Source organism: Streptomyces sp. NTH33, assembly GCF_003236365.1.
Lineage (GTDB): Bacteria > Actinomycetota > Actinomycetes > Streptomycetales > Streptomycetaceae > Streptomyces.
Window position 1 is genome coordinate 1 of record NZ_POTZ01000214.1, and the last position, 11,906, is coordinate 11,906.

Genomic DNA, 11,906 nt, shown 5'->3' on the forward strand with positions numbered 1-11,906 from the left:
GTAGAGGGCATGACGAAGTACGGATCCTTTCCCGGTACGCGTCCTCGCCGGCTGCGTACCAGTCCGGCCATGCGGCGCATGGTCGCCGAGACCCGGCTGCACCCGGCGGACCTCATCCTGCCCGCGTTCGTGCGGGAGGGCGTGAGCGAGCCGGTGCCGATCTCGGCGATGCCCGGGGTCGTGCAGCACACGAGGGAGAGCCTGAAGAAGGCGGCCGCCCAGGCGGTGGAGGCCGGGATCTCCGGAATCATGCTGTTCGGGGTGCCGGAGGAGGGGAAGAAGGACGGCCTCGGCAGCGCCGGGACCGATCCGGACGGGATCCTGCAGGTCGCGCTGCGCGATGTGCGGGCCGAGGTCGGGGACGAGCTGCTCGTCATGTCCGACCTGTGTCTGGACGAGTTCACCGATCACGGGCACTGCGGCGTGCTGGACGCCGAGGGGCGGGTCGACAACGACGCCACGCTCGAGCGGTACGCCGAGATGGCCCAGGTGCAGGCCGACGCCGGTGCGCATGTGGTCGGGCCCAGCGGGATGATGGACGGGCAGATCGGCGTCGTCCGGGACGCGCTCGACCAGATCGGGCGGGAGGACGTCGCGATCCTCGCCTACACCGCCAAGTACTCCTCCGCCTTCTACGGGCCCTTCCGGGAGGCGGTGGGCTCCTCGCTGCAGGGCGACCGCAAGACCTACCAGCAGGATCCGGCGAATCTGCGGGAGTCGCTGCGGGAACTGGCGCTCGATCTGGAGGAGGGCGCCGACATGGTGATGGTCAAGCCGGCCGGGCCCTACCTCGACATCCTGGCCCGGGTCGCCGACGCCGTGGACGTGCCCGTCGCCGCCTACCAGATCTCCGGCGAGTACGCGATGATCGAGGCCGCCGCCGAGAAGGGCTGGGTCGACCGGGACCGGGCAATCCTGGAGACCCTGACCGGCATCAAGCGGGCCGGGGCGCGCACCATCCTCACCTACTGGGCCACCGAGGTCGCGCAGAAGCTGCGCTGACCCCCCGCCGTCGGTTGCCGTCGGTCAGGCCGCCCGTTGTCTCGCGGGCGGCCTTGACGGCCCGCCGGATGCCCGGAGCGATCCGCGGTGGGTCAGGAGCCCGTGCCACGCTCGCCGTCGCCCCGGCGGGCGCGGGCACCCGCGCCCGCGGATTCGCGGGCGGCGCTGTGCGAGGTGGCGTGCTGGTTCAGCACCTTCATGATTTCCATGGCCAGGGACTCCGCCAGGGCCGGTGCGAGGGATTCCGCCAGCGCGGTCGCCAGGGCCTGCGCGAACAGTACCCTTTCCATTTCCGAGAAACGGGAGGACGTCGGCTGCGAAAGGGATGTCACGGCCGCTTCCAGCAGAGCTGCCGCCAGTGGGTCCTTTCCGTGCCTGACACCGGTGCCGGAGCGCGGAATCCCGGACTCGCGCATCATTTCCTCGAAGACCTCGTCGATGAAGGTCTCCGGTGGATCCCGTTCCGATTCTCCGCCGGACTCAGCTGCCATTGTGGTTCCTCAAGTTTGATTGCCGTACGGGACCTGCCCTCCGATGCCGGCAGCCGCCACCATCGGAGGGCAGGGGCGTCGCCAACTCCTAGCGGCGGGCCAGGGCGGCGAGGAGGAGGGGGTGCTGGATCAGCGACTCCCCGCGCTCCTCACGGCGGGTCAGCATCGCGGCCAGCAGAAGCGGACCGATGCCGGTTTCCTCTTCCTCCTGGCCGACGCCTGCCTTTTCCCGCGTGGGGGTCTCCGTCGTTGTCGTCATGAATTCCTCCTTCTGTGAAGCAGGGCGCATGACGCAGCGGAGTGCTCGAACCGTGGGAAGTCCGGCGCTCCGCTCCTTCCACATCCTCGGGGCGCCTGTTTCTTGCCGCACTTCGATCTCGTTTCGTGCTGTGAGGTGATTTCCGGGAACTCGCGCAGGCGGAAAGGAGGAGATAGCGTGGGAGCCTTTTGCGGCGGGACGGCCGCGATGACCACGACAGCAGGCCCCGACCCGTTGAGTACGGGCCGGGGCCTGCTGTGGCGAATCTGCTGAATCGGCTGAATCGGCCGGACCGGCTGAATCGGTCGGACCGGCTGGACCGGTCGGCCCGTCAGAGGCGCTCGGGCGTCCGGATTCCCAGCAGGGCCATGCCCTGGTGGAGGGTGCGGGCCGTGACGTCGCACAGGAACAGGCGGTTCTCCACCTGCTGCGGCGTCCCGGCCTTCAGCACCGGGCACTTGTCGTAGAAGGACGTGTAGAGGGAGGCCAGCTGGTACAGGTACGCCGCCAGCTTGTGCGGGGCGTACTCCGCGGCCGCCTCTCGCACCGTCTCCGCGAAGGCGTCCACGTGCAGGCCCAACGCCCGCTCCGCCTCCGTCAGTTCGAGCTCCGGGTGGGCGGCGGGGCGCGTCTCGCCGGCCTTGCGGAGGATGGACTGGATCCGGGCGTAGGCGTACTGGAGGTAGACGGACGTGTCGCCGTTGAGCGAGACCATCTGGTCCAGGTCGAACTTGTAGTCCCGGTTCGCCGACGTCGACAGGTCCGCGTACTTCACCGCGCCGATGCCCACCTGGGCGCCCTGCTCGGCGATCTCCTCCTCCGAGAGGTCCTGGGCCTTCTCCCGGACGACCGCCGAGGCGCGGTCGATCGCCTCGTCGAGCAGGTCGACCAGGCGGACGGTCTCGCCCTCACGGGTCTTGAACGGCTTGCCGTCCTTGCCCAGCACCGTGCCGAACGCCAGCTGGTACGCCGTCACGTCGTCGTTCAGCCAGCCGGCCCGCCGCGCGGTCTCGAAGACCATCTTGAAGTGCAGGGACTGGCGGGCGTCCACCACGTACAGCAGGGTGTTGGCCTTGAGGTTGAAGACACGGTCGCGGATCGCGGACAGGTCGGTGGCCGCGTAGCCGTAGCCGCCGTCGGACTTCTGGACGATCAGCGGGACCGGGTTGCCGTCCGGGCCCTTGACGTCGTCGAAGAAGACGCACAGGGCGCCCTCCGAGCGGACCGCCACGCCGGACTCCTCCAGCAGGCGGCAGGTCTCGGCCAGCATGTCGTTGTAACCGGACTCGCCGACGATGTCCGGGTCCCGGACCTCCATGTCCAGCTTCTCGAAGACGGAGAAGAAGTAGATCTTCGACTCGTCCACGAACTTCTGCCACATGGCCACCGTGTGCGGGTCCCCGGCCTGCAGGTCCACCACCCGGCGCCGGGCCCGCGTCTTGAACTCCTCGTCGGAGTCGAAGAGTTTGCGCGCGGCCTTGTAGAGGCGGTCGAGGTTCGACATCGCCTCCTCGCCGGACACCTCGGACGCCTTGTGGTCCAGCTCGTGCGGGTGCTCGTCCAGGTACTGGATGAGCATGCCGAACTGGGTGCCCCAGTCGCCGATGTGGTGCCGGCGGACCACGTTCTCGCCGGTGAACTCCAGGAGCTGGACGACGGAGTCGCCGATCACCGCGGACCGCAGGTGGCCGACGTGCATCTCCTTGGCCACGTTCGGCTGGGCGTAGTCGATCACCGTCGTGCCCGGGTGCTCCGCGTACGGCACGCCGAGCCGGCCCTCCGGGTCGGCCACCCGCGCGGCCAGGTTCTCGGTGATCGCCCGGTCGGTGACCGTGATGTTGAGGAAGCCGGGCCCGGAGACCTCGATGTCCTCGATCACGTCACCGGTGACCACGTGCCCGACGACCTGCGCCGCCAGCTCCCGCGGGTTCGCCTTGGCCTTCTTCGCCAGCGCCAGGATCCCGTTGGCCTGGAAGTCCGCCCGGTCGCTACGTCGCAGCAGCGGGTCCGCGGCGGCGGTCTCCGGCAGGGTGGCCGAGAGGGCGGACGCGAGGCGCTGGTGGACGGAGGCGGTGAGGGACGTGACCGAGGCCATAGGAGTGGGTGCCGTTCTCCTCGTGGGGATGGATAGACAGGCCCAGTATCCCACGCGGGGCAAAGCGAATTTCCCGGTCTGCGGGTGAACGCCGGGGTGCGCGGGCCCGTCGTACGCGATGAAAAGGCGTTTTCGTGGATGCCGACCCGCCTGGGAGAATGGAGTGGTCAGCCGTGCGACCGCAACGGCTGCCCACGGAGAATCTCCAGGGAACCTTCAGAGGAACTTCAGAAAGAGGACGTGCCGATCGTGGCTCAGAGCACCGAGACCACCGACTGGGTCTCCCGTTTCGCGGACGACGTCATCAAGGAGTCGGAGCGTCGGGCCCCGGGCAAACCGGTCGTCGTCGCGTCCGGCCTTTCGCCGTCCGGCCCCATCCACCTGGGCAACCTGCGCGAGGTCATGACCCCGCACCTGGTCGCCGACGAGATCCGCCGCCGGGGGTACGAGGTACGGCACCTGATCTCCTGGGACGACTACGACCGCTACCGCAAGGTCCCGGCCGGCGTCACCGGCATCGACGAGACGTGGGCCGAGCACATCGGCAAGCCGCTGACCTCCGTCCCGGCCCCCAAGGGCTCGGCGCACCCCAACTGGGCCGAGCACTTCAAGGCCGCCATGGTCGACGCGCTCGCCGAGATGGGCGTGGAGTTCGACGGCATCAGCCAGACCGAGCAGTACACCTCCGGCGTGTACCGCGAGCAGATCCTGCACGCGATGAGGCACCGCGGCGAGATCGACGCGATCCTCGCCCAGTACCGCACCAAGCCCAAGCCGGCCAAGAAGCAGCAGCAGAAGCCCGTCGACGAGGCCGAGCTGCAGGCAGAGGAGGGCTCGGGCGCCGCGTCCGAGGACGACGGCAGCTCCGGTTCGGCCGGGTACTTCCCGTACAAGCCGTACTGCGGCAACTGCGAGAAGGACTTCACCACCGTCACCGCCTACGACGACGACTCCACCGAGCTGACCTACGCCTGCACCGTGTGCGGCTTCTCGGAGACCGTCCGGCTCAGCGAGTTCAACCGCGGCAAGCTGGTCTGGAAGGTCGACTGGCCGATGCGGTGGGCATACGAGGGCGTCGTCTTCGAGCCCAGCGGCGTCGACCACTCCTCGCCGGGGTCGTCGTTCCAGGTCGGCGGGCAGATCGTCGGGATCTTCGGCGGCAAGCAGCCGATCGGGCCGATGTACGCCTTCGTGGGCATCTCCGGGATGGCGAAGATGTCGTCCTCGCGGGGCGGGGTCCCCACCCCGGCCGACGCGCTGAAGATCATGGCGCCGCAGATCCTGCGCTGGCTGTACGCCCGGCGCAAGCCCAACCAGTCCTTCAAGATCGCCTTCGACCAGGAGATCCAGCGTCTGTACGACGAGTGGGACAGGCTCGCCGCCAAGGTCGCTGGGGGCACCTCCCAGGCGTCAAGCACTGGGGGAGGCTCCGCGCTGCCCGGTGACGTCGCCGCGTACACGCGCGCGGTCGGCACCGCCGCCGGTGAGCTGCCGAAGACGCCGCGCCCGCTGCCGTACCGCACGCTCGCGTCCGTCGCCGACATCACCGCCGGCCACCAGGACCAGGCGCTGCGCATCCTCGGCGAGCTCGACCCGGCCAACCCGCTCACCTCGCTCGACGAGGTCCGCCCGCGGTACGACAAGGCCGAGGCGTGGATCAACACCTACGTCCCCGCCGACCAGCGCACCATCGTCCGCGACGAGCCCGACACCGAGCTGCTGAAGTCCCTCGACGAGCCCTCCCGGCAGTCGGTCCGGCTGCTGCTCGACGGGCTCGCCGGGAACTGGTCGCTCGACGGGCTCACCCACCTCGTCTACGGCGTGCCCAAGGTCCAGGCCGGGTTCTCCGCCGACGCCACGCCCAAGGAGCTGCCGCCGGAGATCAAGACCGCCCAGCGGTCGTTCTTCGCGCTGCTGTACCACCTGCTGGTGGGGCGTGACACCGGTCCGCGCCTGCCCACGCTGCTGCTGGCGGTGGGGCAGGAGCGGGTGCGGACCCTGCTCGGGGAGTAGACCGCGCCCCCTTCGCCGTCGTGGCTGGCCGTCGTGGCTAGGCGATGTGGTCCTCTTCCAGTTCCGCCAGGTGGCGCTTCTGGAAGCGTTCCGCGAGGACCTTCAGGGCGCTCGGGCTCAGCGTCGTGCCGTAGGTCGCCTGGATGTTGTCGCCGAGGGCACGGGGCGTGGGGTAGCTGCCGTCTATCGACTGGCGGAACACCTGGTAGTACTCCTCCTCGTCCGGCTCGGCGGGCGGGGTGCCGCCGCCCTCGCCCAGCTCGCGGGTGCGGCCCGGGCTCACCGGGATCGGGAAGCTGCCGGTCTCCTCCGGAGAGGGCTCCTGGACGGGGGGTTCCTCCAGGTACTGGTCCTGGTACTCCTCGGCCTGCTGCTGCTCCGCGTACCACTGGGCGTACGCGGCGTCCGGGTCGTACGTGGGGTCGTAGCCCCCGTGGTACTCGACGGACTGCGGGTCGCGGGCGTGCAGCCAGGGGTTCTGGGCCGGGACGGGCTCCTCGCGCGGTACCGGTGCCGCGTCCTGCCGGGTGCCGACGAGTTCCGGGCGCTGCTCGGCGGGCGGCACCGCGCTCTGCGGGGCGGGGGCCTCCGCACGCGGTGCCGGGGGTATCAGCGCCGGTTCTATGCCCGCCGCCGCCAGGCCCGCCGGGGCGGTGTCGGCGAGGGGGACGCCGTACCTGGCCAGGCGCAGCGGCATCAGGGACTCCACCGGGGCCTTGCGGCGCCAGGCGCGGCCGAAGCGGGAGCGCAGGCGGGCCTGGTAGACGAGGCGTTCCTGCTCCAGCTTGATCACCTGGTCGTAGGAGCGCAGCTCCCACAGCTTCATACGGCGCCAGAGGAGGAAGGTGGGGACCGGGGAGAGCAGCCAGCGGGTGAGGCGGACGCCCTCCATGTGCTTGTCGGCCGTGATGTCGGCGATACGGCCGATCGCGTGCCGGGCCGCCTCGACGGAGACCACGAACAGCACCGGGATCACCCCGTGCATGCCCACGCCCAGCGGGTCCGGCCAGGCGGCGGCGCCGTTGAACGCGATCGTCGCGGCCGTCAGCAGCCACGCCGTCTGGCGCAGCAGCGGGAACGGGATGCGGATCCAGGTCAGGAGCAGGTCCAGGGCGAGCAGGACGCAGATGCCCGCGTCGATGCCGATCGGGAAGACGTAGCTGAACTTCCCGAAGCCCTTCTTGAGGGCGAGGTCCAGGACGGCCGCGTACGAGCCGGCGAAGCCGATACCGGCGATGATCACGGCGCCTGCCACGACCACGCCGATGAGAACGCGGTGCATCCGGGTCAGCTGTGGCGCGGCCACCCGTACTCCCCTCCCTGTGCGTGTTGTTGCGCGCAACAGGGTGGCACATCCGTACGAGGGACGGAGGGCCGGACCAGTTGCTCCGCTTTTGCGGTCCTGCCCCGGCTCAGCCCTTGGCGGCCGGCTCGGACGCCGAGGCCGAGGCCGACGGGGACGCCGGCTTCCCGGGGGACTTGGTGGCCGAGGGGGACGAGGAGGCGCTCGGCGCCGAGCCGTCGCCGGCCGCACCGTTCGCCTTCGCCACCGCGGTCACCGCCTCTTTGGCGGCCTTCTCGGCGGACTTGACCAGGCCGTCCGCGTCCGGGGTGCTGTCACCGGCCAGACCGGCACCGTTGTAGTCGAGGGTGACGACCACGTTCTCCACCCGGGCCACGACCGTCTGCTGCTTGAAGGCGCCTTCCTTCTTCTTCAGGTCGTAGCGCACCACGGTGGCCTCGTCGCCCGTCCCGGACAGCGGCTCCGCCTTCGTGTTCTTCGCGTCCGGCACGGACCGCGCGTCGTCCACCTGCCTCTGGTAGAACTCCTGCGCCTGCTTCTCGCCCGTGCCGCGCGAGGCGTCGGACTCGAAGCGCAGCAGGGAGACGTTGAGCCAGCGGAACTGAGAGCCCTTCACGCCGTTGTTGTCCAGGCTGCTCCAGGAACAGCCGGCACGCGTGGACAGGTCACTCGAGGAGCCCTGCTTGGCCGACTTCGCGCCCTTGGGCACCAGATCCCCGAGCGTCTTGTCCGACAGGACCCTGCACGCCTCCGGCAGCTCGGCGTACGCGGCCGCCTGCACCGTCGGCGAGGCGCTCGGGCTCGTGGAGCCCTGCGCGCCGGCCGTCGCGGTCTGCTGCGCGCCGTCACCGGAGCCGGAGCCGGAGTCCGAGGAGGAGCAGGCCGCGGCCAGGAACACCATGGGCACGGCGGCCGCGCCGACAAGGACGCGGTTCAGGCGCTTCGCTCGCGGGGCACTCTGGGCACTCCCCCACTGCCTGAACGGCGTGGGAGGTACCCCCACTTCTCGCTGGGCTGCTCGCTGCATGGTTCCTTCACTCATGACGCTCGTGGTTCCTGCGGTCGGATCGGGTCCGAGGGGCCACGGTACGCGGTGGGGCAGCCGTGTGGTCTCCCTTCCCGCGCTCCTCGTCCCGGCGTCAAGTGCCGGACGGGACAGGTCAACCACCGAGCGAATCGGCCAGCTGTTCCGCCAGTTTCCTTGCTCTGCCCTGCATTTCCTCGCTGTCCGGGACCAGACCCACGCTCGCCGGCTGCTCCGTGTACTCGATGGTCACGATCACGTTGGACGTGCGGAACGCCACAGTCACGGTGCGCTGCTTGGCCGTCGAACCGGAGCTGCCGAGCGAGTCGTCGAGGAACGCCTCGTCGCCGAGATCGCTCAGGGTGCGGGGCCGGAGGTCGGCCGACGTGACACCGGAGGGGGCCGGTGGCGAGGTGGAGGAAGAAGAGGAGGAGGAAGAAGAGGAGGAAGAAGAGGAGGGGGAAGAGGAAGAGGAAGAGGTGCTGCCGGAGCCGGGATTGGCTTCGGAACTTCCGGTGACGGCGGGCTCGGGCAGGTCCGCGGCCGTCTGCCTGACGGCGAAGAGCGACTCCGCCTGGCTGTCGTCGCTGACGGTGTTGTCGTAGGAGACGACCCGCTCGAAGTCGACGTAGAGGTGGTCGGTGGCGTCCGCGGACTCCACCTTCCAACGGCAGCCGGTCTTGCGGTCGGTGTCGTACGTGAGCGTCGCCTGGCCCTCGTAGGCCTTCTCCCGCTGGTCCACGTCCGTGATCTGCCGGATGCCGGGCAGCAGCGAGTCCAGGGTGCCGTGGGAGACCGCGCCGCAGGCCTCGGGAAGCGTGCGGTACTTGCCCGGCTGGGCCGCCGGTGTCGCCATGCCGGTGCCGCCGGGGTTGGCGTTGTCCGCCTGGCCGTCGCCCGGCGAACCACCGGTGCAGCCGGCCAGCAGCGCCGCGAGAAGCGCGGCGGCACCGGGTACGTACGCCTTCCGCAGCACGGTCGGGCTCCTCTCGCGGATGTCGGTCGGTCCGGGTCCCCGCTGGTTATTCGCTTGCCGGGCGGGGGCGCGTCCGGAACACAATGTCTATCGCACGCGATGCCGTGGACGCCGGTCCGCTGTCCTGTTTCGTCGATCTTGGCGCCGGTATTTCGCTTCAATACTTCTGTCTGCTTTTCGGGGGATGAGGATCGATATGTCGTACGTAGAGGTGCCGGGCGCGAAGGTTCCCATCCGCATGTGGACCGACCCCGCGACGGTCGAGGACGGCGCGATGCAGCAGCTCCGGAACGTCGCGACCCTCCCGTGGATCAAGGGCCTCGCCGTCATGCCGGACGTCCACTACGGCAAGGGCGCGACGGTCGGGTCCGTCATCGCGATGCGGGGCGCGGTGTGCCCTGCGGCGGTGGGCGTGGACATCGGCTGCGGGATGTCGGCGGTGAAGACCTCGCTGACGGCGAACGATCTCCCCGGTGACCTCTCCCGCCTCCGCTCGAAGATCGAGCAGGCGATCCCGGTGGGGCGGGGGACGCACGAGGACCCCGTCGACCCGGGGCGGTTCCACGGGCTGGCGACGGCCGGGTGGGACGACTTCTGGGGACGGTTCGACGGGGTGGCGGAGGCGGTCAGGTTCCGTCAGGAACGCGCCACGAAGCAGATGGGAACGCTCGGATCCGGAAATCATTTTGTCGAAGTGTGCACAGATGAGACCGGTTCTGTCTGGCTGATGCTCCACTCCGGCTCCCGCAACATCGGCAAGGAACTGGCCGAGCACCACATCGACATCGCCCGGAAACTCCCCCACAACCAGGGCCTGGTCGACCGCGACCTCGCCGTCTTCGTGTCGGACACCCCGCAGATGGCGGCGTACCGCAACGACCTGTTCTGGGCGCAGGAGTACGCGAAGCACAACCGGACGATCATGATGGCGCTCCTGAAGGACGTGATCCGCAAGGAGTTCAGGAAGGCGAAGCCGGCCTTCGAGCCGGAGATCTCCTGCCACCACAACTATGTGGCCGAGGAGCGCTACGACGGCGTGGACCTGCTCGTCACCCGCAAGGGCGCGATCCACGCGGGCTCCGGCGCGTACGGAATCATCCCCGGCTCGATGGGCACGGGCTCGTACATCGTGAAGGGCCTCGGCAACGAGAAGTCCTTCAACTCCGCCTCGCACGGCGCCGGCCGGCGCATGAGCCGCAGCGCCGCCAAGCGCCGCTTCTCCACGAAGGACCTGAAGGAGCAGACGCGGGGCGTGGAGTGCCGCAAGGACTCCGGTGTGGTCGACGAGATCCCGGGCGCCTACAAGCCGATCGAGCAGGTCATCGACCAGCAGCGGGACCTGGTCGAGGTCGTCGCGAAGCTCAGGCAGGTGGTGTGCGTGAAGGGCTGACGGCGGTACGGCCGCACGCTCACCGCTCCCGGTGGACCTTGGTGTTGGAGGCCTGGGCGCGGGGGCGGACGACCAGGAGGTCGATGTTGACGTGGCTGGGGCGGGTGACCGCCCAGGTGATGGTGTCGGCCACGTCGTCGGCCGTGAGGGGCTCGGCCACGCCCTCGTAGACCTTGGCGGCCCTCTCCTCGTCGCCGCCGAAGCGGGTCAGGGCGAACTCGTCGGTCCTGACCATGCCGGGGGCGATCTCGATGACGCGGACCGGCCTGCCGACGATCTCCAGGCGGAGGGTCTCGGCGAGGACGTGGGCGCCGTGCTTGGCGGCGACGTAGCCCGCGCCGCCCTCGTAGGTGGCGTGGCCGGCCGTGGAGGAGACCACGACCACCGTGCCGTCGCCGCTCGCCTCCAGCTTGGGCAGGAGGGCCTGGGTGAGGTTGAGGGTGCCGAGGACGTTCGTCTCGTACATCGTGCGCCAGTCGGCCGGGTCGCCGGTGGCGACCGGGTCGGCGCCGAGCGCGCCGCCCGCGTTGTTGACCAGGACGCCGATGGTCCGGAAGGCCGTCGCGAACTCGTCGACGGCCGCGCGGTCGGTGACGTCGAGCCGGTACGCGGTGGCGGAGTGGCCGGCCGCGTTGATCTCCTCGGCGAGTGCTTCGATGCGGTCCTCGCGGCGGGCGGTCAGGACGACGCGGTAGCCGGCGGCGGCGAGCTGCCGTGCCGTGGCGGCGCCGATGCCGCTGCTCGCACCCGTCACGACGGCGATGCGGGAGGCGGCGGACGGTGCGGCGGTGGCCATGGGCTGATCCTCGGGACGGTGGTCGGTGCGGTCGGCTGTGCCCAGCGTAGGGGAGGACCGTCAGCCGCCGTTCCGCGGCGCCCACATGATCACGGCCATGCCGGCCAGGCAGACCAGTGCGCCGACCACGTCCCAGCGGTCGGGCCGGTACCCGTCGGCGACCACGCCCCACAGGATCGAGCCGGCGACGAAGATCCCGCCGTACGCGGCGAGGATGCGGCCGAAGTGGGCGTCGGGCTGGAAGGTGGCGACGAAGCCGTACGCCCCGAGCGCGAGGACGCCGCCGAGGGCCCACAGCCAGCCGCGCTGCTCGCGCACGCCCTGCCAGACCAGCCAGGCGCCGCCGATCTCGAAGAGCGCGGCGACGACGAAGAGGGCGGCGGAGCGGAGGATCAGCATGAGGGCAGCCTCGCACGGGGCTTCTGCTTGGATGACGGCGGTCGGCTTGGACGGCGGCGGCGGTCGGCGTGAGGGCGTCTCGGGTGCGGGCGCGGTGAGGAGGCGCGGAGGGTGGTTGCGCGGCGGGCGCTGGGGCGGCGGTTCGGGTGGCTGTGGGC

11 protein-coding genes are annotated in these 11,906 nt (G+C 70.3%); 3 read left to right on the forward strand and 8 right to left on the reverse strand.

Annotated features, from left to right (window positions below; all coding sequences use genetic code 11):
* Positions 1 to 9 precede the first annotated feature (9 nt).
* A complete protein-coding gene (hemB, locus tag C1I97_RS20445; RefSeq protein WP_111004666.1) occupies positions 10 to 1,002 on the forward strand; it encodes a porphobilinogen synthase in 993 nt (330 codons plus the stop codon).
* 92 nt (positions 1,003 to 1,094) lie between these two features.
* Here hemB and C1I97_RS20450 read toward each other — a convergent pair whose 3' ends face one another.
* The 3 genes from C1I97_RS20450 to argS form a co-directional block, all read right to left on the reverse strand.
* The gene (locus tag C1I97_RS20450; RefSeq protein WP_111004667.1) at positions 1,095 to 1,493 is read right to left on the reverse strand and encodes a hypothetical protein; all 399 of its coding nucleotides are present in this window, start codon (positions 1,491 to 1,493) and stop codon (positions 1,095 to 1,097) included.
* An 88-nt stretch (positions 1,494 to 1,581) separates the two neighbouring features.
* Positions 1,582 to 1,752, reverse strand: coding sequence for a hypothetical protein (locus C1I97_RS40000; protein ID WP_181446817.1), 171 nt, complete (start codon positions 1,750 to 1,752; stop codon positions 1,582 to 1,584).
* Positions 1,753 to 2,083: 331 nt separating this feature from the next.
* On the reverse strand, positions 2,084 to 3,847 hold the full coding sequence (gene argS, locus C1I97_RS20455) for an arginine--tRNA ligase (RefSeq protein WP_111004668.1): 1,764 nt from the start codon (positions 3,845 to 3,847) through the stop codon (positions 2,084 to 2,086).
* A 240-nt stretch (positions 3,848 to 4,087) separates the two neighbouring features.
* Between argS and lysS the strand changes: the two genes are divergently transcribed.
* Positions 4,088 to 5,860: a lysine--tRNA ligase gene (gene lysS / locus C1I97_RS20460; RefSeq protein ID WP_111004669.1), complete on the forward strand. Its 1,773-nt coding sequence runs from the start codon at positions 4,088 to 4,090 to the stop codon at positions 5,858 to 5,860.
* Positions 5,861 to 5,897: 37 nt separating this feature from the next.
* Here lysS and C1I97_RS20465 read toward each other — a convergent pair whose 3' ends face one another.
* The 3 genes from C1I97_RS20465 to C1I97_RS40005 form a co-directional block, all read right to left on the reverse strand.
* Positions 5,898 to 7,166 (reverse strand): DUF2637 domain-containing protein, encoded by a 1,269-nt coding sequence (locus C1I97_RS20465; RefSeq protein WP_258382661.1) that lies wholly within the window; start codon positions 7,164 to 7,166, stop codon positions 5,898 to 5,900.
* A gap of 106 nt (positions 7,167 to 7,272) precedes the next feature.
* Positions 7,273 to 8,205, reverse strand: coding sequence for a DUF3558 family protein (locus C1I97_RS20470; RefSeq protein WP_111004670.1), 933 nt, complete (start codon positions 8,203 to 8,205; stop codon positions 7,273 to 7,275).
* A gap of 118 nt (positions 8,206 to 8,323) precedes the next feature.
* Positions 8,324 to 9,163, reverse strand: a complete 840-nt coding sequence (locus tag C1I97_RS40005) for a DUF3558 domain-containing protein (RefSeq protein WP_181446818.1) — start codon at positions 9,161 to 9,163, stop codon at positions 8,324 to 8,326.
* 196 nt (positions 9,164 to 9,359) lie between these two features.
* Here C1I97_RS40005 and C1I97_RS20480 point away from each other — a divergent pair, with 196 nt between their 5' ends.
* Positions 9,360 to 10,553: an RtcB family protein gene (locus C1I97_RS20480; protein ID WP_111004672.1), complete on the forward strand. Its 1,194-nt coding sequence runs from the start codon at positions 9,360 to 9,362 to the stop codon at positions 10,551 to 10,553.
* Between the two features lie 19 nt (positions 10,554 to 10,572).
* Here the strand turns inward: C1I97_RS20480 and C1I97_RS20485 are convergent, their stop codons facing one another.
* Complete coding sequence (locus C1I97_RS20485; protein WP_111004673.1) at positions 10,573 to 11,349, reverse strand: SDR family NAD(P)-dependent oxidoreductase; 777 nt, start codon at positions 11,347 to 11,349, stop codon at positions 10,573 to 10,575.
* A 60-nt stretch (positions 11,350 to 11,409) separates the two neighbouring features.
* Complete coding sequence (locus C1I97_RS20490; protein WP_111004674.1) at positions 11,410 to 11,748, reverse strand: YnfA family protein; 339 nt, start codon at positions 11,746 to 11,748, stop codon at positions 11,410 to 11,412.
* Positions 11,749 to 11,906 lie beyond the last annotated feature (158 nt).

Excerpts from the sequence above, each read along its gene's own strand:
- C1I97_RS40000 (WP_181446817.1), bottom strand. The coding sequence starts at position 1,752 with ATGACGACAACGACGGAGACCCCCACGCGGGAAAAGGCAGGCGTCGGC.
- C1I97_RS20470 (WP_111004670.1), bottom strand. The coding sequence starts at position 8,205 with ATGAGTGAAGGAACCATGCAGCGAGCAGCCCAGCGAGAAGTGGGGGTA.
- C1I97_RS20485 (WP_111004673.1), bottom strand. The coding sequence starts at position 11,349 with ATGGCCACCGCCGCACCGTCCGCCGCCTCCCGCATCGCCGTCGTGACG.
- C1I97_RS20490 (WP_111004674.1), bottom strand. The coding sequence starts at position 11,748 with ATGCTGATCCTCCGCTCCGCCGCCCTCTTCGTCGTCGCCGCGCTCTTC.
- C1I97_RS20450 (WP_111004667.1), bottom strand. The coding sequence starts at position 1,493 with ATGGCAGCTGAGTCCGGCGGAGAATCGGAACGGGATCCACCGGAGACC.
- C1I97_RS20480 (WP_111004672.1), top strand. The coding sequence starts at position 9,360 with ATGTCGTACGTAGAGGTGCCGGGCGCGAAGGTTCCCATCCGCATGTGG.
- argS (WP_111004668.1), bottom strand. The coding sequence starts at position 3,847 with ATGGCCTCGGTCACGTCCCTCACCGCCTCCGTCCACCAGCGCCTCGCG.
- hemB (WP_111004666.1), top strand. The coding sequence starts at position 10 with ATGACGAAGTACGGATCCTTTCCCGGTACGCGTCCTCGCCGGCTGCGT.